The 20,162-nt window shown below is 71.4% G+C and carries 19 protein-coding genes; 15 read left to right on the top strand and 4 right to left on the bottom strand.

Features of this window, described 5'->3' with window-relative positions; genetic code table 11:
* The first annotated feature begins 8 nt into the window (after positions 1-8).
* From AC2CHG_RS12365 to AC2CHG_RS12340, 6 genes are all read left to right on the top strand, one after another.
* Positions 9-989, top strand: a complete 981-nt coding sequence (locus tag AC2CHG_RS12365; RefSeq protein WP_013283956.1) for a ribose-phosphate diphosphokinase — start codon at positions 9-11, stop codon at positions 987-989.
* Between the two features lie 284 nt (positions 990-1,273).
* Positions 1,274-1,969, top strand: coding sequence for a 50S ribosomal protein L25/general stress protein Ctc (locus AC2CHG_RS12360; RefSeq protein ID WP_402809577.1), 696 nt, complete (start codon positions 1,274-1,276; stop codon positions 1,967-1,969).
* A 100-nt stretch (positions 1,970-2,069) separates the two neighbouring features.
* Positions 2,070-2,660: an aminoacyl-tRNA hydrolase gene (gene pth / locus AC2CHG_RS12355; protein WP_043326805.1), complete on the top strand. Its 591-nt coding sequence runs from the start codon at positions 2,070-2,072 to the stop codon at positions 2,658-2,660.
* Positions 2,661-2,725: 65 nt separating this feature from the next.
* Positions 2,726-3,559: an inositol monophosphatase family protein gene (locus tag AC2CHG_RS12350; protein WP_366622789.1), complete on the top strand. Its 834-nt coding sequence runs from the start codon at positions 2,726-2,728 to the stop codon at positions 3,557-3,559.
* Positions 3,560-3,638: 79 nt separating this feature from the next.
* Positions 3,639-4,550 (top strand): sulfate adenylyltransferase subunit CysD, encoded by a 912-nt coding sequence (gene cysD / locus AC2CHG_RS12345; protein ID WP_013283960.1) that lies wholly within the window; start codon positions 3,639-3,641, stop codon positions 4,548-4,550.
* Positions 4,550-5,851 carry a sulfate adenylyltransferase subunit 1 gene (locus tag AC2CHG_RS12340; protein WP_402809583.1) on the top strand — a complete coding sequence of 434 codons (1,302 nt, stop codon included), beginning with the start codon at positions 4,550-4,552 and terminating at the stop codon, positions 5,849-5,851. The genes cysD and AC2CHG_RS12340 overlap by 1 nt, the downstream gene beginning before the upstream one ends.
* A gap of 48 nt (positions 5,852-5,899) precedes the next feature.
* Here the strand turns inward: AC2CHG_RS12340 and galK are convergent, their stop codons facing one another.
* On the bottom strand, positions 5,900-7,054 hold the full coding sequence (gene galK / locus AC2CHG_RS12335) for a galactokinase (protein WP_355506782.1): 1,155 nt from the start codon (positions 7,052-7,054) through the stop codon (positions 5,900-5,902).
* A complete protein-coding gene (gene galE / locus AC2CHG_RS12330) occupies positions 7,051-8,037 on the bottom strand; it encodes a UDP-glucose 4-epimerase GalE (RefSeq protein ID WP_355506780.1) in 987 nt (328 codons plus the stop codon). Before galE ends, galK begins: the two co-directional genes overlap by 4 nt.
* Positions 8,038-8,214: 177 nt before the next feature.
* On the opposite strand from galE, the gene AC2CHG_RS12325 reads away from it, so the two are divergent.
* From AC2CHG_RS12325 to AC2CHG_RS12300, 6 genes are all read left to right on the top strand, one after another.
* Positions 8,215-9,231 carry a hemolysin family protein gene (locus tag AC2CHG_RS12325; RefSeq protein WP_262012609.1) on the top strand — a complete coding sequence of 339 codons (1,017 nt, stop codon included), beginning with the start codon at positions 8,215-8,217 and terminating at the stop codon, positions 9,229-9,231.
* Positions 9,232-9,264: 33 nt separating this feature from the next.
* The gene (trpS, locus tag AC2CHG_RS12320) at positions 9,265-10,290 is read left to right on the top strand and encodes a tryptophan--tRNA ligase (RefSeq protein WP_262012608.1); all 1,026 of its coding nucleotides are present in this window, start codon (positions 9,265-9,267) and stop codon (positions 10,288-10,290) included.
* A 22-nt stretch (positions 10,291-10,312) separates the two neighbouring features.
* Positions 10,313-10,900, top strand: a complete 588-nt coding sequence (locus AC2CHG_RS12315; protein WP_410054890.1) for a 2'-5' RNA ligase family protein — start codon at positions 10,313-10,315, stop codon at positions 10,898-10,900.
* Between the two features lie 56 nt (positions 10,901-10,956).
* Positions 10,957-11,898, top strand: coding sequence for a YhjD/YihY/BrkB family envelope integrity protein (locus AC2CHG_RS12310; protein WP_262012607.1), 942 nt, complete (start codon positions 10,957-10,959; stop codon positions 11,896-11,898).
* The gene (locus AC2CHG_RS12305; RefSeq protein ID WP_484524772.1) at positions 11,895-12,269 is read left to right on the top strand and encodes a GntR family transcriptional regulator; all 375 of its coding nucleotides are present in this window, start codon (positions 11,895-11,897) and stop codon (positions 12,267-12,269) included. Before AC2CHG_RS12310 ends, AC2CHG_RS12305 begins: the two co-directional genes overlap by 4 nt.
* 73 nt (positions 12,270-12,342) lie before the next feature.
* Positions 12,343-12,786 (top strand): hypothetical protein, encoded by a 444-nt coding sequence (locus AC2CHG_RS12300; protein ID WP_194798657.1) that lies wholly within the window; start codon positions 12,343-12,345, stop codon positions 12,784-12,786.
* 153 nt (positions 12,787-12,939) lie between these two features.
* On the opposite strand, the gene AC2CHG_RS12295 is transcribed toward AC2CHG_RS12300, so the two are convergent.
* Complete coding sequence (locus AC2CHG_RS12295; protein ID WP_355506773.1) at positions 12,940-14,574, bottom strand: glycoside hydrolase family 13 protein; 1,635 nt, start codon at positions 14,572-14,574, stop codon at positions 12,940-12,942.
* Between the two features lie 499 nt (positions 14,575-15,073).
* On the bottom strand, positions 15,074-16,159 hold the full coding sequence (locus tag AC2CHG_RS12290; protein ID WP_262012604.1) for a LacI family DNA-binding transcriptional regulator: 1,086 nt from the start codon (positions 16,157-16,159) through the stop codon (positions 15,074-15,076).
* Between the two features lie 199 nt (positions 16,160-16,358).
* Here AC2CHG_RS12290 and AC2CHG_RS12285 point away from each other — a divergent pair, with 199 nt between their 5' ends.
* The 3 genes from AC2CHG_RS12285 to AC2CHG_RS12275 are packed head-to-tail and all read left to right on the top strand — an operon-like array spanning position 16,359 to position 20,154.
* Positions 16,359-17,609 carry a sugar ABC transporter substrate-binding protein gene (locus tag AC2CHG_RS12285; protein WP_355506771.1) on the top strand — a complete coding sequence of 417 codons (1,251 nt, stop codon included), beginning with the start codon at positions 16,359-16,361 and terminating at the stop codon, positions 17,607-17,609.
* Positions 17,609-19,252, top strand: a complete 1,644-nt coding sequence (locus AC2CHG_RS12280; protein ID WP_262012602.1) for an ABC transporter permease subunit — start codon at positions 17,609-17,611, stop codon at positions 19,250-19,252. Before AC2CHG_RS12285 ends, AC2CHG_RS12280 begins: the two co-directional genes overlap by 1 nt.
* Entirely contained in the window at positions 19,249-20,154 is a 906-nt protein-coding gene (locus AC2CHG_RS12275; protein WP_262012601.1) for a sugar ABC transporter permease, read from the top strand. The genes AC2CHG_RS12280 and AC2CHG_RS12275 overlap by 4 nt, the downstream gene beginning before the upstream one ends.
* Positions 20,155-20,162: the final 8 nt, after the last annotated feature.

Raw genomic sequence — 20,162 nt, 5'->3', positions numbered from 1 at the left:
ACGGGCCCATGGGCAGCATCGTCGCCGAAAACCGCAAGAGCCTGATGCTCTTCTCCGGGAGGGGTTTTCCGGAGCTGGCCAAGGAGATCGGTGAGGTGCTCGGCGTCGCGCCGACGCCGGCCGACGCGTACGACTTCGCCAACGGCGAGATCTTCGTACGGTACAAGGATTCGGTCCGTGGTTCGGACGCCTTCGTGGTGCAGTCCGTGACGCACGGCGTGAACACCTGGGTCATGGAGACCCTGATCATGGTCGACGCGCTGAAGCGCGGCTCGGCCAAGCGGATCACCGTGGTACTGCCGTTCTACCCGTACTCGCGGCAGGACAAGAAGCACCGCGGCCGGGAGCCGATCTCGGCGCGGCTGATCGCGGACCTGCTGAAGACCGCCGGTGCGAACCGGATCCTGACCGTCGACCTGCACACCGCGCAGATCCAGGGCTTCTTCGACGGCCCGGTGGACCACCTGTTCGCGATGGACGTGCTGGCCGAGTACGTGGAGCACAAGTACGCGGGCCGGCCGATGACCGTGGTGGCGCCGGACTCGGGCCGGGTACGCGTGGCGGAGCGCTGGACCGACCGGCTGGGCGGCTGCCCGCTGGCGTTCATCCACAAGACCCGCGATCCGCTCAAGCCGAACCAGGTGGTGGCGAACCGGGTGGTCGGTGAGGTCGAGGGCCGGGTGTGCCTGATCGTGGACGACATGATCGACACCGGTGGCACGATCACCAAGGCGGCGGACATCCTCAAGGAGCAGGGCGCGGCGGAGATCGTGGTCGCCTCGACCCACGCGCTGCTGTCCGACCCGGCGACGGAGCGGCTGAAGAACAGCCCGATCAGCGAGGTCGTGGTGACTAACACGCTGCCGCTGCCGTCCGAGAAGCAGCTGGACAAGCTGACCGTGCTGTCGATCGCCCCGCTGCTGGCGCGGGCGATCCGGGAGGTCTTCGACGACGGTTCGGTGACCACCCTGTTCGGTGGCCTGAGCTGAGTGTGCGGTCCGGTCGCCGGGGGTTCCCGGCGGCCGGGCCGATGCCCTGCGGAACCGGCGGGGCGGTGATATGGGGGACTGCCGGAGAGCCGGGAATCCCCTCGGGTAGACTGGTGCGGTTGCCACGGCGAGGGTGCCCGGCGGGCTGCTGACAAGCACCGCACGGAGGCGCCGTCATCGACGCGGTGCTCCGGGCGGTCGTTCATGACCCTAGCCCCAGCGAGCCCCTCGCCCCAGCACCGCCAGACGACAAGCCGCCGCAGCGAAGCATCAGGAGTTTCCCCGTGTCCGAGGTAAAGATCAGCGCCGAGCCCCGTACCGAGTTCGGCAAGGGTGGTGCCCGTCGTACCCGCCGGGCCGGCAAGGTGCCCGCCGTGCTGTACGGCCACGGCGAGAAGCCCAAGCACATCGCGCTTCCGGCGCGGGAGTTCGCCGCCGCGATCCGCAAGGGCGGCGCGAACCAGCTCTTCGCGATCGAGGTCAGCGACGGCACCCAGGTGCTGGCGCTGCCGAAGGCGATCCAGCGTGACCCGATCAAGGACACCTTCGAGCACGTGGACCTGCTGCTGGTCCGCCGCGGCGAGAAGGTCACCGTCGAGGTCCCGGTCCAGCTGACCGGTGAGGCCGCGAAGGACACCCTGATCGTGCACGACCACGACACGCTGTCGGTGACCGCCGACGCGACCAAGGTGCCGGACCACCTGGAGGCGTCGATCGAGGGCGCCGAGGTCGGCACCCAGATCACCGCCGCCGACGTCGAGCTGCCGGCCGGCGTCGAGCTGGCCACGGACGCGGAGACGCAGGTCGCCTCCGTGACCGCCGCTCCGACCGCCGAGCAGCTCGAGGCCACCCTCCCCGAGGTCGAGGAGGCCACCGAGGAGGCCGAGGCCGAGGTCGGCGAGGAGACCGCCGAGGGTGCCGAGGGCGCTCCGGCCGCCGAGGGCGAGGAGGCCCCGGCCGAGGCGAAGACCGAGGCCTGACCGGTCCGCAAGGCTGTGCGACAGGCGTCCCCGGTTCCCGGGGGCGCCTGTCGGCGTATCGGGACGGCTGGTCGGGCGAGCGAGCGGGAAGGGGCGTCGGGTGACGGACGAGGCGGGGCCGTGGCTGGTGGTCGGCCTGGGCAACCCCGGCCGGGAGTACGCGGGCAACCGGCACAACGTCGGGTTCATGGTGGCCGACCTGCTGGCGGCCCGGGTGGGCGCGAAGTTCGGGCGGCACAAGCGCGCGATGGCCGAGGCCGCGGAGGGGCGGCTGGGGTTCGGCGGCCCGAAGCTGGTGCTGCTGAAGCCGTTGACGTACATGAACCTCTCCGGCGGTCCGGTGGCCGGGCTGGCGCAGTTCCACAAGATCCCGCCGGCGCACGTGATCGCGGTGCACGACGAGCTGGACATCCCGTACGGGCAGGTGCGGGTGAAGTGCGGCGGCGGCGAGGGCGGGCACAACGGCCTGCGCTCGATGTCGAAGTCGCTCGGCACGAAGGACTACGTGCGGGTGCGGTTCGGCATCGGCCGGCCGCCGGGCCGGCAGGACCCGGCTGACTACGTACTCTCGGATTTCTCCCCGTCGGAGCGCAAGGAGCTGGAGTTCCTGGTGGATCGCGCGGCGGACGTGGTGGAGTCCGTGGTTCTGAAGGGCGTGGAGCCGACGCAGAACCTGTACCACGGGGGTTGACCGGCGGGGCGGAGCCCGGCCGGTAGCCTCGGGCGGCGGGAGCGAAGGCGGGTGACGGGAGCATCATGGGCAGTCCTCCGATGATCGACGGCGGGTTCGCCCGGTGGCTGGCGTCCCGGGCCGGTCAGGCGCTGACGGCCCTGCGCGCGGAGATGGGCTTCGCCGACGCGGGCGCGCTCCGGGCGGCCGGTGACAAGGTCTCGCACGACCTGATCCGCACCGAGCTGGCGAAGTGGCGGCCGGCGGACGCGGTGCTGTCGGAGGAGGACGAGGGCTCACGGCTGGCCTGGACGGCGGAGGTGACGGACGCGGCGCTGTCGCGCCTGAACGCGGACCGGGTCTGGATCATCGATCCGCTTGACGGCACCCGGGAGTACGCGGAGGAGGGGCGCGCGGACTGGGCGGTGCACGTGGCGCTCTGGTCGCGTAACGCGTCGAGGCCGCACGGTCTGGTGGCGGGCGCGGTGGCGCTGCCGGCGCAGCACCGGGTGCTGGGCACGGACCATCCGCCGGCGTACCCGCCGATGACTGTGGAGGCGGCCACCGGGAGCGGCGCGCGGGTCATCCGGTTGGCGGCCAGTCGTAGCCGTCCGCCGGTTTTCCTGACCGACCTGGCAGAGGACGTCGGCGCTCATCTGGTTCCGATGGGCTCGGCGGGCGCGAAGATCGCCGCCGTGGTCACCGGTGAGGTCGACGCGTACATCCACGCGGGCGGTCAGTACGAGTGGGATTCGGCCGCTCCGGTCGCTGTGGCGACGGCCACCGGTCTGCATGCTTCCCGGATCGACGGTTCTGCGCTGAAATACAACGGGGCCGACCCGCGTCTACCGGATCTGCTGGTCTGCCGCAAGGATCTCGCGAGTCGGTTGCTTGCAGCGTTGCAGCGGCATTCCGGGTAACCTGAGCGTTCTTCTTCACGAGTCCGACCTGAAAGGTCTGGAATCCGATGTACGGATCCGTGCGAATCGAGTTCGTGTCATGACGTCCCCCGCCGCGTACCAGGTGTCGCACCTCGACGCGCTCGAGGCGGAGAGCATCTTCGTGATGCGCGAGGTCGTCGCCGAGATGGAACGGCCGGTGCTGCTGTTCTCCGGCGGCAAGGACTCGATCGTGATGCTCCGGTTGGCCCAGAAGGCGTTCGCGCCGGCCAACATCCCCTTCCCGGTGATGCACGTGGACACCGGGCACAACTTCCCCGAGGTGCTCGACTACCGCGATCAGCGGGTGGCCGAGCTGGGCCTGCAACTCATCGTGGCGAGCGTGCCGGAGGCGCTGAACAAGGGCCTGGTCCGCGAGTCGGCCGACGGCATGCGCAACCGGATCCAGACGCCGGTGCTGCTGGAGGCGGTGGAGAAGCACCGCTTCGACGCGCTGTTCGGCGGCGCCCGGCGCGACGAGGAGAAGGCGCGGGCCAAGGAGCGGGTGTTCAGCTTCCGCGACGAGTTCGGCCAGTGGGATCCGAAGAACCAGCGTCCGGAGCTGTGGGCGCTCTACAACGGCCGGCACCACCCGGGCGAGTCGATCCGGGTGTTCCCGCTGTCGAACTGGACCGAGCTGGACGTCTGGCACTACATCGAGCGGGAGCGGATCCCGCTGCCGTCGATCTACTACGCGCACGAGCGCGAGGTGATCGAGCGCGACGGCATGCTCTACGCGGTGAACGAGTTCTTCCGGGCGCGCGCCGGTGAGCAGCCGTTCAAGGCCCAGGTGCGGTACCGGACCGTGGGTGACGCCTCCTGCACCGCGGCGGTCCGCTCGGACGCCGACACGGTGGAGAAGGTGATCGAGGAGGTGGCCGCCACGCGGATCACCGAGCGCGGCGCGACCCGCGGCGACGACCGGGTCAGCGAGGCCGCCATGGAGGACCGCAAGCGAGAGGGCTACTTCTGATGAGCGTCGAGACCCTGGCCCCGGCCGAGAGCGAGACCGCGCGGCCGATGGACCTGCTGCGGTTCGCCACCGCGGGCAGCGTCGACGACGGCAAGTCGACGCTGATCGGCCGTCTGCTCTACGACACCAAGTCGCTGTTCACCGACCAGCTCGCCGCCGTCGAGGCGGTCAGCGCGGCCCGTGGCGACGAGTACACGAACCTGGCTCTGCTCACCGACGGCCTGCGCGCCGAGCGGGAGCAGGGCATCACCATCGACGTGGCGTACCGCTACTTCGCCACGCCGCGGCGGAAGTTCATCATCGCCGACACCCCGGGGCACATCCAGTACACCCGGAACATGGTCACCGGCGCCTCCACCGCCGACCTGGCGCTGATCCTGGTGGACGCGCGTAAGGGCCTGGTGGAGCAGTCCCGCCGGCACGCGTTCCTCTGCTCGCTGCTGCGGGTGCCGCACCTGGTCCTGTGCGTGAACAAGATGGACCTGGTGGACTGGTCGCAGGAGGTCTACGAGCGGATCGCGGACGAGTTCACCGCGTTCGCCGCGAAGCTCGACGTGCCGGACCTGACAGTGGTGCCGGTCTCCGCGCTGCAGGGCGACAACATCGTCACCCGCTCGGAGAACATGCCCTGGTACGAGGGCCCGTCGCTGCTGCACCACCTGGAGCGGGTGCACATCGCCTCGGACCGCAACCTGGTCGACGTGCGGTTCCCGGTGCAGTACGTGATCCGGCCGCAGTCCACCACAGTCACCGACTACCGGGGCTACGCCGGTCAGGTGGCCTCGGGCGTGCTCAAGCCGGGCGACGAGGTGATGGTGCTGCCGTCCGGCTTCACCAGCCGGATCGCGGCGGTGGAGACCGCCGACGGCCCGGTGGACGAGGCGTTCCCGCCGATGTCGGTGACGGTCCGGCTGACCGACGAGCTGGACATCTCCCGCGGCGACATGATTTGCCGGCCGAACAACGCCCCGATGGCCGTGCAGGACATCGAGGCGATGGTCTGCTGGATGGACGAGACGCGGCCGTTGCAGGTCGGCGGCAAGTACGCGATCAAGCACACGACCCGTTCGGCGCGGGCGATCGTGCGCGGGCTGCACTACCGGCTGGACATCAACTCGCTGCACCGCGACGAGTCGGCCGGTGAGCTGAAGCTCAACGAGATCGGCCGGGTCCGGCTGCGCACCACGGTTCCGCTGCTGGCCGACGAGTACCGCCGTAACCGCACCACCGGCGGCTTCGTCATCATCGACGAGTCGACGAACCGTACGGTCGGCGCCGGCATGATCGTCGAGGCCGGCTGACGCACGTGACGAGAAGGCCCCCGGCGCTGCGCCGGGGGCCTTTCGCGTTCAGTCCAGGCGGGTGACGCCGCCGGCCGGGAGCACCGTGAGCGTGCCGGGGGCGGTGAAGCCGCGCTCGGCGTACGCCGCCGTGACGGCGGCGGCCACCGCGTCGGCGGCGTCCGCGTCGACGAGGGCGAGCACGCAGCCGCCGAAACCGCCGCCGGTCATCCGCGCGCCGTACGCCCCGGCGGCCAGCGCCGCCTCGACCGCGGTGTCGATCTCCGGCACGGTGATCTCGAAGTCGTCGCGCATGGAGGCGTGCGAGGCGGTCAGCAGCGGACCGGTGTCGCGGACCCGCCCGGCGCGCAGCAGCGCGACGGTGTCGAGCACCCGCTGGTTCTCGGTCACCACGTGCCGGACCCGGCGGCGGGTCTCGTCGTCGTCGAGGCGCGCCAGCGCGGCGTCGAGGTCGGCGACCGTCACGTCGCGCAGCGCGGTCACCCCGAGCGTCGCGGCGGCCCGCTCGCAGCTGCGGCGGCGGGCCGCGTACTCGCCGTCCGCGTGCCGGTGCGGCGCCCGGCTGTCGATCACCAGCACGGCCAGCCCGGCGTCGTCCAGGTCGAACGGGATCTGCTCGACCTCCTCGGTGCGGCAGTCGAGGAACAGGGCGTGTCCGGCCCGGCCGCGGATCACCGCGGACTGGTCCATGATCCCGGTGGGCGCGCCGACGTAGTCGTTCTCGGCCCGCTGGGCGAGCCGCGGCCACCGCCCGGCGGGCAGGTCGAGCCCGCCGAGGTCGACCAGGGCGGCCAGCACCGCCGACTCGATCGCCGCCGACGAGGAGAGCCCGGAGCCGACCGGCACGTCGGAGGCGACGGCGAGCCGCGCGCCGGGCACGTCGTGGCCGTCGGCACGCAGCGCCCACACCACCCCGGCCACGTAGGCGGCCCACCCGTCGACCCGGCCGGGCTCGTCGGCCTCCGCCGCGCCGAACTCGACCGGTTCGTCGCCGAGCTCCGACCAGACGGTCCAGCGTGCGCCGGGGGCGGGCGCGGCGGCGACCACGGTACGCAGCGGCAGCGCGAAGGGCAGCACGAAGCCGTCGTTGTAGTCGGTGTGCTCGCCGATCAGGTTGACCCGGCCGGGAGCCGCCCAGCGGCCCGCCGGCTCGGTGCCGTACCGCTGCCGGAAGCCGGCGGTGGCGCGGTCGGCGACGTTCATGAGGGCTGTCCCGCGACGTGCTCGCGGTAGAACGCCCAGGCGTCGCCGACCATGTCGTGCAGGGTCGGCTTGGCCGGCGTCCAGCCCAGCTCGTCGCGGGCCAGCGCGGAGGACGCGACCAGCTCGGCCGGGTCGCCCTCGCGGCGGGGGGCCACCTCGACCGGCACCGGGTGCCCGGTGACCTCGCGGACCACGTCGACCACCTGCCGGTTGGTGAAGCCGTTGCCGTTGCCGAGGTTGTAGATGCGGTGCCGGCCGGGGGTGGCCGCGTCCAGCGCGAGCAGGTGGGCGCGGGCCAGGTCCTCGACGTGGATGTAGTCGCGCACGCAGGTGCCGTCGACTGTGGGGTAGTCGTCGCCGAAGAGCTGGAGCTTCTCCCGCCGCCCGGCGGCCACGTCGAGCGCGATCGGGATGAGGTGCGTCTCCGGGTCGTGCCGTTCGCCGATGGCCAGCCCGTCGCGCAGGTACGCCCCGGCGACGTTGAAGTAGCGCAGCGAGACGGCGGCCAGGTCGTGCGCGATGGCCTCGGAGGTCAGCGCCATGTCGACGGCCAGCTTGGTGGCGCCGTAGGTGCTGGTGGGGGCCTTGACGGCGGTCTCCGGGATGGGCAGCTCGGTGGGGTTGCCGTAGACGGCGGCGGTGGAGGAGAAGACCATCCGGGGCACCCGGGCGGCGCGGACCGCGTCGATGAGCGCGATCGAGCCGACCGTGTTGGTGTGCCAGTACAGCTCGGGGCGGATCATCGACTCGCCGGCGGCGATGAGGGCGGCGAAGTGCAGCACGCCGTCGAACCCGGCGTCGGGGGTGAGCACCTGGGCGGCCTCGTGCACCGGCAGCTCGACGTGGGTGGCGTCGGGGGCGAGGGCTTCCCGGTGACCGGTGCGCAGGTCGTCCAGCACGGTCACCTGGTGGCCGTGGTCGAGCAGCATCCGGGTCACCACGCTGCCGATGTAGCCGGCGCCGCCGGTGACGAGCAGTTTCACGTCGGTCCTCCTGCCTGGGCCGCGTCGCGCGGCGGCCGTTCCGCGATCACCCTACGGCCGAGGGCTGTGTCGCGGCTGTCGAGTTGAGTCCGCCTCCATTCCACCATAAACCTTCATGATTGAACAGATCCGAACATCGGGCCGAGCGTGCGGTGGCCGCTGTCTACCATCCTTCTCATGCGGGAGGGTGGTGGTCCCGGGCCCCGGCGGCGACCGTCGGGGCGGCCCCGACGCGAACCCGGCCCGCTGGCCCGCACCGTGGCCCGTCTCGTGGTGCGCGGCGCAGACGGCGCCACCCGCCTCGTCACCGCCCTGCTCGGGGCCAGCCCCACCGCCGGGCGGGAACGGATCAGCGAGGCCGAGCTGCGGGACCTGGTCGCGGCGAACACGCTGCTCGACCCGGACGAACGGCGGATCATCGATGAGGTGCTGGTGGCCGGCGCCCGGCTCGTCCGCGAGGTGATGGTGCCCCGCACCGAGGTGGTCTTCCTCAGCGCGGCGCTTCCGCTGACGCAGGCCCAGCGGCTGGTCCGGGACGACCCGCACACCCGCTACCCGGTGGTCGACGGCACCCACGACGACGTGGTCGGCCTGGTGCACCTGCGGGACGTGCTGCTGCGCCCGGACGCGGACCGGCTGCTCCTGGTCGGCGACCTGATCCGGGAGGTGAAGCGCCTGCCGGACAGCAAGCGCGTGCTGGCGGCGCTCACCGAGATGCGCCGGGAGGGCCACCACCTGGCCGTCGTCGTCGACGAGTACGGCGGCACGGCCGGCATCGTCACCTGCGAGGACCTGGTCGAGGAACTGGTCGGGGAGATCCGCGACGACGAGCACGGCCCGCTCGAACCGGAACCCGCCGGCCTGCCCGCGGTCGTCGACGGCCGGCTCAACCTGACCGACTTCGCCGAGCGCACCGGGGTGTCGCTGCCCGCCGGGCCGTACGAGACGGTGGGCGGGTTCGTGATGGCCGCCCTGGGCCGGCTGCCGGTGGCGGGCGACGAGGTGCCGGTGGCTGTCGACCCGGCCACCGGATCGGTTCCGGCCGATCCGGCGGGCTGGCTGCTGCGCGTGCTCACGCTCGACGGCCGGCGCGTGTCCCGCCTGGCGGTCTCCGCCGCGCGGCTGCCCGAGCCCCGGCGTGAGGTGAACGGTCCGCTTCCGCCCGTACCCGCCCGATCCACCGGCCCGTCATGACGGACGCCGGGGCTTGCTGACAGAATTGCCGCCATGTCCGACGTACCCGCCCGCCCGCGCGTCTTCTCCGGCATCCAGCCGACGGCCGACTCGTTCCACCTCGGCAACTACCTGGGCGCGCTGCGGCACTGGGTGGCGTTGCAGGACAGCCACGACGCCTACTACTGCGTGGTCGACCTGCACGCGATCACCGCCGGACACGACCCCAAGGTGCTCAAGCGCCGCAGCCGGGTGGCCGCCGCGCAGCTGTTCGCGCTCGGCCTGGACCCGGAGCGCAGCACGCTGTTCGTGCAGTCGCAGGTGCCCGAGCACTCGCAGCTGGCCTGGGTGCTCGGCTGCATCACCGGCTTCGGCGAGGCCGGCCGGATGACCCAGTTCAAGGACAAGTCGCAGAAGCAGGGCAGCGAGCGGGCCAGCGTCGGCCTGTTCACGTACCCGATCCTCCAGGCCGCGGACATCCTGCTCTACCAGGCGAACGCGGTGCCGGTCGGCGAGGACCAGCGGCAGCACCTGGAGCTCTCCCGCGACCTGGCGCAGCGGTTCAACTCGCTGTTCGGCAGCACCTTCACCGTGCCCTCCCCGCACATCGTGAAGGACACCGCGAAGATCACCGACCTGCAGGACCCGACGGCCAAGATGTCGAAGTCGTCGTCCTCCCCGGCCGGCATCATCGACCTGCTGGAGGACCCGGCCCGCTCGGCCAAGAAGATCCGCTCGGCGGTCACCGACACCGGCCGCGAGATCGTCTTCGACGCCGAGGGCAAGCCGGGCATCACCAACCTGCTGACGATCTACTCCGCGCTCTCCGGCCGGTCCATCGACGACCTGGTCGCCGCGTACGACGGCAAGGGCTACGGCGACCTGAAGAAGGACCTCGCCGAGGTGGTGCGGGAGTTCGTCACGCCGATCCAGGAACGCACGAACGCCTACCTGAACGACCCGGCCCAGCTCGACAAGCTGCTGGCGCGGGGCGCGGAGAAGGCCCGGTCGGTGGCCGCGGGGACGCTGCGGGACGCGTACGAGCGGGTCGGCTTCTTCCCGCCGGTGCGGTTCGAGTAACGGCCCGGACGGGCGGAGACGGGTGACGCAGCCGGTGGCCGGAGGGGTGGCGCGCGACGTGGCGGGCAGTGACACGGCGCCGGGCGGCGCGGACACGATCCAGATCGGGATCGCTGTCGACGTCCCCGAGCCCTGGGGCGGGATGCTCACCCGCCGCCGGGTCGAGGCCGGCGACCCGCTCGCCGTCCCCGCGCACGTCACCCTCCTCGGGCCCACCGAGATCCCGGTACGCGCGCTGCCCGCCGTCGAGGCGCACCTGGACCGGGTCGCCGCCACGCACCTGCCGTTCACGCTGCACCTGCGCGGCACCGGTACGTTCCGGCCGGTGACCCAGGTGGTCTTCGTGGCGGTGGCGGCCGGGATCAGCGAGTGCGAACTGCTCGCCGCCGCTATCAACTCGGCCCCCGAGCTGCGGCGCGAGCTGCGCTTCCCGTACCACCCGCACGTCACAGTGGCGCAGGACGTGCCGCCCGAGGTGCTCGACAAGGCGTACGAGGATCTCGCTGACTTCTCCGCGTTGTTCCAGGTGGACGCGTTCACGCTGTTCTCGCACAGCGGGGCGACCCGGTGGCAGCCCCGCCGCGACTTCCGGCTCGGCGGCCACAGCTGAACATCCGACCGGCCGGGGCCCCTCCGCCACGGGCGGAGATCGGCGAGGATGACGGGGTGAACGTCTTCGGCCGGATCGAGGCGGCGGTGGGGCGCCGCATCGACGCGGCCCGGAGCCGCTCGTCGGTCTTCGACCACGTCTGGCGGGCCGGGACGCTCTACGCCGACCTGCTCGCCGGGCGGCTCGCCGCCGCCATCGCGTACTACGGCTTCTTCGCCGTGTTCGCGCTCGCGCTCGTCGCGTACTGGATCTTCGGCGCGGTGCTGCGGGACAACGAGGAGGTCAGCCGCGGTGCGGCCCACTTCCTGGAGGAGAACCTGCCCTTCCTCGACCCGGCGCAGATCGCCGAGAGCAGCGGCACCGTCGGCGTGGTCGGCCTGGTCATCCTGGTCTTCACCGGCATCGGCTGGGTGGAGGCGATCCGCTCCTCGCAGCGGCTGATGTACGGCTTCAACCAGCAGCCCGGCAACCTGGTGGTGCGGCGCCTGGTCGACCTGGGCGTACTGGTCGCGGTCTTCGTGCTGCTGTTCGTCTCGGTCGCCGCCGTGGACGCGCTGGAGTCACTGCTGCGCTTCCTGCTGCGCAGCACCGGCTCGGTGGGCCTGACCACGATCAGCGCGGTGCTGAGCGTGCTCGTCAACGCCGTGCTCGCCGCCGCGCTGCTGCTCGCAGTGCCCCGGCTTCGGATGAGCCGGCGCCGGCTGCGCCCGGCGATCCTGACCATCGCCGTCGGTATCACCCTGCTGAACACCGTGGGGCGCTACTACGTGGTACGCACCGAGCGGAACCCCGCGTACACGGTGGTCGCCACCGCCGTCGGCCTGTTGCTCTACCTCTACCTGCTCAACCAGCTGGTGCTCTTCGGCGCCGCGCTCGCCGCGACCAGCCGGTACGGCCGGGTGGTGGACCTGGCCGAGGGCGGCGCCCGGGAGGTGGACGTGGAGGCGGACGTGCTCGACGAGGAGACCGAACCGGGCACACCGGGAGGGGCGGGATGAGCGCGCGGATCCGGATCGACGTCGAGTCGGCGGTGCCGCCGTACGAGCAGGTGCGGGCGCAGTTCGCCGCGCGCATCGGCGACGGGCGGCTGCCGGTGGGCACCCGGCTCCCGGCGGTGCGGCAGCTCGCCGCCGGCCTGGGGCTGGCGGTGAACACCGTGGCGCGGGCGTACCGGGAACTGGAGGGCGCCGGGCTGGTGGAGACGCGGGGCCGGCACGGCACGGTGGTGGCCCCCGGCCGGGACGACGCCACCGACCGGCTGCAGCGAACCGCCGCCGAGTACGCCGCCGAGGCGCGTCGCCTGGGTGTCGCGCCGGAGCGGGCGGTCGCGCTGGTCCGTGCGGCGCTGGACGCCGGTACGCGTGGCTGAGCGTGGTCCCCGAAGCGGGGAGAGTCCGATGATTGCGTTCCCCGGGCCGGCACGCGGCGACCATGATGGGCCGGTGGGCGCACTCGTGACTCTGGACCTGCCGGACGACTCCCCGATCCGGGGTCTGCCGTGGATCATCACGTTCGGCCCGCTCGGCGCCGAGGACGACTGGGAGCCGGTGGTCTGCGGCCCGTACGAGCGACAGCACGCGCTGGCGCTCGCCGAGGCGGTGGTGGCCGACGAGCAGCTGATGGCGGTGGTGGAGCCGCTGCTGCCGGCGCTCACGCCGGAGGAGATCCGCGGCGAGATCGCCGCCGCGCAGATCGCCGCCGAGGACGAGGCGGCCGAGATCGACCAGGCGGACCTCTACGGCGACTTCGAGGACGTCATCGACGAGGAGCTGGAACGCGCCGCCGACCGCGAGCCGGAGCCCGAGCCGGCGAAGGCGCCCGACCGGGAGGAGATCCGGGCCGGGTTCGCCCGGATCGCCGCGCTGCTCACCGCCAAGGGCGGCTGAGAGCGCGCTCGCTCCCCGATGGACACCGGCCCCCCGGGAGCGTGCTCCCGAGGGGCCGGGGCCACCTCACCCCCCACCACAAGGGGTCGGCAGCCCAGCCGCCCGTCGGCGCGGGGCACAACGGACGGCCAGGTCGTTGGCGGGTTACCCGGCTCAGCGCCGTTCGAACCACGCAGCCGCGTCCACCGGCAGGACGTACCCGTCGCCCCGCTCGGTGAGGCCGGCGCTGGCGACGAGCGGGCGGCCGTGGCCGCTCACCGTCACGTCGGCGCCGCTGATGTTCACCACGCACGTCACCTCGGCGTCGCCGGTGGTGCGGCGGAACGCGAGTACGCCGGGCTCGGTCTCCAGCCAGGTGATGCCGTCCAGGCCGGCCAGCGCCGGGTGCTCGTGCCGGACGCGCAGCGCGGTCCGGTACAGCTCCAGCGTCGAGCCGGGCGCACCGGCCTGGGCGGCCACCGACAGCTCCCGCCAGGTCGCCGGCGCCGGCAGCCAGCTCAGCTCGCTGCCGTCCGGCCCGAAGCCGTACGGGGGCAGGTCGCCACCCCACGGGATCGGCACCCGGCAGCCGTCGCGGCTCTCCCCGGTGCGCCGGAACGCGGGGTCCTGACGCAGCTCGTCCGGGAGGTCCAGCACCTCCGGCAGGCCCAGTTCCTCGCCCTGGTAGACGTACGCGCAGCCGGGCAGCGCGAACATCAGCAGCGCGGCGGCGCGGGCGCGGCGCAGGCCGACCTCGCCGTCGCCGTACCGGGTGACGTGCCGCTGCCGGTCGTGGTTGGAGAGCACCCAGGTGGTCGGCGCGCCCACGATCGTGGACTCGGCCAGCGCCGTGTCGATCACCTTGCGGAACGAGTCGGCCGACCAGGTGGCGTCGAGGAAGTCGAAGCTGAACGCCTGGTGCAGCTCGTCCGGGCCGATGTAGCGGGCCAGGCGCTGCGGCGTCTCGGCCCACGCCTCGGCGACCGCCATCCGGCCGCCCGGGTAGCTGTCCAGGATCGGCCGCCAGGCGCGGTAGATGTCGTGCACCTCGTCCTGGTCGAAGTACGGCAGCCGGCCCTTGCCCAGCAGCTCGGACTGACGCTGGCCGGTGGTCATCGAGTTGAAGCCGACGTCCGGCAGGCCCTCGGCCTTGATCATTCCGTGCGCCACGTCGATCCGGAAGCCGTCCACGCCGCGGTCCAGCCAGAAGCGCAGCACGTCCTCGAATTCGGCCCGCACCTCCGGGTGGCGCCAGTTCAGGTCGGGCTGGGCCGGGTCGAACAGGTGCAGGTACCACTGGCCGTCGACAACGCGCGTCCACGCCGGGCCGCCGAAGATGCTCTCCCAGTCGTTCGGCGGCAGCTCGCCCTGCTCGCCCTTGCCGTCGGCGAACAGGTAGCGCTCCCGCTCCGGCGAACCGGGTCCGGCGGCGAGCGCGGCGGTGAACCACGGGTGCGCGCTGGAGGTGTGGTTCGGCACCATGTCGACGATGATCCGCAGGCCGAGCGCGTGCGCGTCGGTGATCATCTCGTCGAAGTCGGTCAGGTTGCCGAACAGCGGGTCGACGTCCCGGTAGTCGGACACGTCGTAGCCGGCGTCGACCTGCGGCGAGGTGTAGAACGGCGTCAGCCAGAGCGCGTCCACGCCGAGGTCGCGCAGGTACGGCAGGCGCTGCCGGATGCCCTGGAGGTCACCCACGCCGTCGGCGTTCGCGTCGGCGAAGCTGCGGACGTACACCTGGTAGACGACAGCGGACCGCCACCAGTCGTCGTCGGCGGTGCGAGGGGTGGTGCTGGGGGCGGAGGTCATCGCTGTCGATCCCGTTCTGTGGCGGCTTCTGGTGCGGCGCAGGGTGTCTGAGCAGAATGCCGCCACCAGACTGCAAGAGTCAAGCATTCCTTGCGCAAGAAATGACAGCCATCACCCGCGCCGGCCCTGACCTCGTCTCCCGCATCCCGGGACGGCCACCCCGCCGGCCCTTCCGGCCGGCGCCGTCGTTTCGACGTCGATCATGAAGTTAACCCCGACATTCCGGACCCCAGCCCCCGCCAACCTCATGATCGCCACCCTCGGCCCGGCCGCCTCCTGCCCGCCCTGACCCGCCCCGCGGGCGTTGATCAAGGAGTTTGTGTCCCGAGTGGAGATCAACCCGGACACAAACCCCTTGATCAACGGGGGGCCGTGGGGTGAGCCCGGCCGGGGTGGCTCGGGTGATCATGAGGTTGGCGGCCTTTGCCGTCCGATTTGTCGCCGTCAACTTCATGATCGACGCGTCGGAGGGCCGGGGGAGAAGGGGGTGCGGCGGGGGTTAGGCGGGGATGGGGAGGGACGGGGTGGGGGAGGAAGGGGTGGCGGGGCGCTGGCGGCTGGGGGGAGTTGCGGGCTTCGCCACCGCTGTCGAGCCGCGTACCACCAGCTCGGGGCGGAACAGGTACTCGGAGTTCGGGGACGGGTGACCGTTGATCTCGTCGACCAGGGCCCGCACCGCCGCCACCGCCATGGCGGCCACCGGCTGGCGCACTGTGGTCAGCGGCGGGTCGGTGAACGCCATCAGCGGGGAGTCGTCGTACCCGACCACGGAGATGTCGCCAGGCACCGACAGCCCGCGCTGGCGGGCGGCCCGGATCGCGCCGAGCGCCATCAGGTCCGAGCCGCAGACGAGCCCGGTGACGCCGCGCTCGATGAGCCGGCCGGCGGCCGCCTCGCCGCCCTCGACGCCGAACAGCGACAGCTCGGTCAGCTCGGTCAGTTCGTCGGAGGTGATGTCGGTCAGGCGCTCCATCGCGGCCTTGTAGCCGGCGACCTTGCGCTGCACCGGCACGAACCGGTCCGGGCCGGTGATCAGGCCGATCCGGCGGTGCCCGAGCGCGACCAGGTGGGCGACGGCGAGTTCGGCGGACTCCCGGTCGTCGCAGGAGACGAACGGCGCGGGGATGCCCGGCGCGTACCCGTTGATCATGACGATCGGCAGCGGCCGGGCCAGGAGCGTGCGGTAGCGGTCGTGGTCGGCGGCGGTGTCGGCGTGCAGGCCGGAGACGAAGACGATGCCGGAGACCTGGCGGTCCAGCAGCATCTCCACGTACTCGTCCTCGCGGACGCCACCCGGCGTCTGCGTGCAGAGCACCGGTGTGTACCCGGTGGGGGCGAGCGCGGACTCGATGATCTGGGCGAACGCCGGGAAGATCGGGTTGTCCAGCTCCGGCACGACCAGGCCGACCAGTCCGGCGCTGCGCTTGCGCAGCCGGGCCGGTCGTTCGTAGCCGAGCACATCGAGGGCGGTGAGGACGGCCTGCCGGGTCTCGGGGGCCACACCGGGGCGGTCGTTGAGCACCCGCGACACCGTGGCCTCGCTGACTTCAGCCTGTTGGGCGATGTCGGACAGTCGAGCGCGCATGTGCGGCACTTTAGCCCAACGGCAAAGTCTTGCGTACACTTCTGCAAGCCCTTCCATTCTCTGCAACCTCTTGCTAACGTCCCCGCAACATGCGAGAGCAGCGGCGCAGCATCTCGGCGCCGGTCAGCAAGAACTTTCAGAGGTTTCCACTGGCGGGCCGCCCTTCCCCCGGCGGGCCGCCATGACGACAGGAGTACCGATGCGCATCCGTACCGCGGGTGTGGTCGCCGTCCTCGGCCTGGCGCTCGCCGCCTCCGGCTGTGGTGACAGCGGCAGCGACGACAAGCCGGCCGCCGGCGAGTCCAAGGCGACCGGCGGCAAGCTGGTCATCTGGGCCGACGACAAGCGCACGGCCGCCCTCAAGCCGTTCGCCGAGGAGTTCGGCAAGGAGAACGGCGTGACCGTCGAGGTCCAGGCCGTCTCCAAGGACCTGCAGACCAACTTCGTCACCGCCTCGCAGCAGGGCAGCGGCCCGGACGTCGTGGTCGGCGCGCACGACTGGATCGGCAACCTGGTCCAGAACGGCGCCATCGACCCGGTGCAGCTCGCGGCCGAGCAGAAGTCCGGCTTCAACGAGACCGCGATCAAGGCCGTCACGTTCAACGGCCAGCTCTACGGCGTGCCCTACGCCACCGAGAACGTCGCGCTGATCCGCAACACCGAGCTGGCCCCCGAGGCGCCGAAGACGATCGAGGACCTGGTCGCCACCGGCAAGAAGCTCAAGGCCGAGAAGAAGGCCAGCGAGATCCTCTGCCTGCAGTCCGGCCAGAACGGCGACGCGTACCACATCTACCCGCTCTACACCTCGGGCGGCGGCTACCTGTTCGGCACCGCGGCGAACGGCGACTACGACCCGAAGGACCTGGGCGTGGGCAAGCCGGAGTCGATCGCTGCCTTCCAGAAGATCGCCAAGCTGGGTGAGAAGGGCGAGGGTGCGCTGAAGCGCTCCATCACCGGCGAGAACTCCATCGCCACCTTCACCGGCAAGAAGTGCGCGTTCCTGGTCTCCGGCCCGTGGGCGGTGGCCGACGCCAAGAAGGCCAACATCTCCTACGACATCTCCCCGGTCCCCGGCTTCGCCGGTGGCAAGGAGGCCCAGCCGTTCGTGGGCGTCCAGGCGTTCTACGTGGCCGCGAAGGGCAAGAACAAGGCCCTGGCCCAGGAGTTCGTCACCAACTACGTGACCAAGCCCGAGCTGGCCGTCGCGCTGTACAAGGCCGAGCCGCGCCCGCCGGCGCTGACCGCCGCCTTCGACCAGGTCAAGGGCGAGGACCCGGACCTGGCCAAGTTCTCCGAGGCCGGTAAGAACGGCCAGGTCCTCCCGGCGATCCCGGCCATGGCCGCGATCTGGGACCCGTTCGGCAAGGCGGAGGCCGCCATCATCGGTGGCGCCGACCCGGCCAAGACGATCACGGCCGCCGGCAAGACCATCCAGGGTCAGATCAAGTAATGAGCGCGCCGCTGTCCGGCCCGGGGTCTGCACCGCAGGCCCCGGGCCGGGAGCCCGTACGCCGTGGGCTCCCGCGCACGTCCCGTACCGCGCGGCAACACGCGCCGATCACCGCGACCGGCCTCGTCGTCAAGGTGGTCCTGCTCGGCCTGGTGGCCGGGATCGCGATCTGGGCGGCCTTCCCGCTCATCGAGGCCGAGCACTGGCTCGCGCTGGGCGTCCTGGCGGTCACCACCGCCGGCCTGTTCTACCTCTACCTGAGCCGTCGGCACATCCCGGCCAAGTACCTGGTCCCCGGCACGCTCTTCCTGATCGCGTTCCAGATCTTCCCGGTGCTCTACACCGCGAGCACCGCGTTCACGAACTTCGGCGACGGCCACCGCGGCAGCAAGGACGACGCGATCGTCGCCGTGCAGACCTCCTCGGTGAAGCAGGTGCCCGGCTCGACCGAGTACAACCTCACCATCGCCACCGAGGGCGACCCGGCGACGGGTGATCTGGTCTTCCTGCTCAGCGACCCGAAGACCAAGGAGGTCTACGCCGGCGACGCGGACGGGCTGCGCAAGCTCGACGCCGCCGACGTCGAGCTGAGCAGCCTCAGCGGCAAGATCACCGCCGCGGACGGCTACACCCTGCTGAACATCGGGCAGGCCAGCAGCCGCAGCGACGCCGTCACCGCGCTCGTCGTGCCCACCGACGAGGGCGCCATCCGCTCCAACGGCCTGACCCGGGCCTACGAGGGCAAGGCGATCCGGGCGTACGACGCCGCGTGCGACTGCGTCAAGGACAGCGAGACCGGCAAGACGTGGACCGCCGACGAGAAGTCCGGCTCCTTCGTCGCCGCCGACGGCGAGCGCCTCGCCCAGGGCTGGAAGGTCGACGTCGGGCTGAAGAACTTCAGCACCGTGCTGACCGACCCGAACATCTCCGGCCCGTTCTTCGGCACGCTGGCCTGGAACTTCGCGTTCGCGATCGGCTCCACCGGCCTGACGTTCCTGCTCGGCATGGCGATCGCGCTCGCGCTGCACTCACCCCGGATGCGCGGCACCAACTTCTACCGGATCCTGCTGATCCTGCCGTACGCCATGCCGTCGTTCGCCATGCTGCTGATCTGGCGGGACATGTTCAACACCGACTTCGGCCTGCTCAACAACCTGTTCGGGCTGAACGTCGACTGGTTCGGCGGCAACTGGTCGGCCCGGATCGCGGTGCTGCTGGTGCAGCTGTGGCTCGGCTACCCGTACATGTTCCTGGTGGCCACCGGCGCGTTGCAGGCCATCCCGCGGGAGCTGACCGAGGCCACCTCGGTCGACGGCGCGTCACCCTGGCAGTCGTTCCGCGCGGTCACCCTGCCGCTGCTGCTGGTGGCGCTCTCGCCGCTGCTGATCGCGTCGTTCGCGTTCAACTTCAACAACGTCAACGCGATCCTGTTCACCACCGAGGGCGGCCCGTTCGCGCCGGACAACCCGCGTAACGGCGCCACCGACCTGCTGATCACCTACACGTACCGGCTCGCGTTCGGCGCGCAGGGCGCCGAGTTCGGCCTGGCCGCCACCGTCTCGATCTTCATCTTCGCGATCGTGGCGACGGTGTCGGCGATCAGCTTCCGGCGGACCCGCAAGCAGGAGGAGGTGTACTCGTGACCACCATCGCGGAGACGCCCGCACCCACTGCGACCCGTAAGCCGGCCCGCCGCTCGCGTGGCCGCTGGTTCGCCCAGGTGGGCTGGCGGCACCTGGTCGGGGTGCTGGCGGTGGCGTTCAGCCTCTTCCCGATCCTGTTCGTGATCTCGGCGGCGTTCAACCCGCTCGGCACGCTCTCCTCCACCGAGCTGCTGCCGACCGGGGCGTCGCTGGAGAACTTCACGAACCTGTTCGACAACACCGCGTTCGGCCACTGGTTCCTCAACTCGCTGCTGCTGGCGGGCGTGGCCAGCTTCGCGTCGATCTTCCTGTCGTCGCTCGCGGCGTACGTGTTCTCCCGGATGCGTTTCGCCGGGCGCCGGGTCGGCCTGCTCGCGTTGCTGCTGATCCAGATGTTCCCGCAGTTCCTGGCGATCGTGGCGATCTTCCTGATCTTCACCACGCTCACCGACCTCTACCCGTCGATCGGGTTCAACACCCCGTGGGGCCTGTTCCTGCTCTACATGGGTGGCGCGCTCGGCGCGAACACCTGGCTGATGAAGGGCTTCTTCGACACGCTGCCGAAGGAGCTGGACGAGTCGGCGACCATGGACGGCGCGTCGCACGTGCAGGTCTTCTTCCGGATCATGCTGCCGCTGGTGGCGCCGATCCTGGCGGTGACCGGCCTGCTCGCGTTCATCGGATCGATCAACGAGTTCATCATCGCCAACGTGTTCCTCACCGAACCCGAGGCGAAGACCCTCGCGGTCGGCATGTACGGCCTGGTGGCCGGCGAGCGCAACAACAACTTCGGGATGTTCGCGGCGGGCACGCTGCTCACCGCGATCCCGACGGTGCTGGTGTTCCAACTGCTCCAGCGCTACATCGTCTCCGGACTCACCTCCGGAGCGGTAAAGGGCTGAGCCTCCTC

Source organism: Micromonospora sp. ATLC20 (assembly GCF_057196585.1).
The sequence above is the reverse complement of the archived record's forward strand: the minus strand, read 5'-3'. Positions and strand labels throughout refer to the sequence as shown.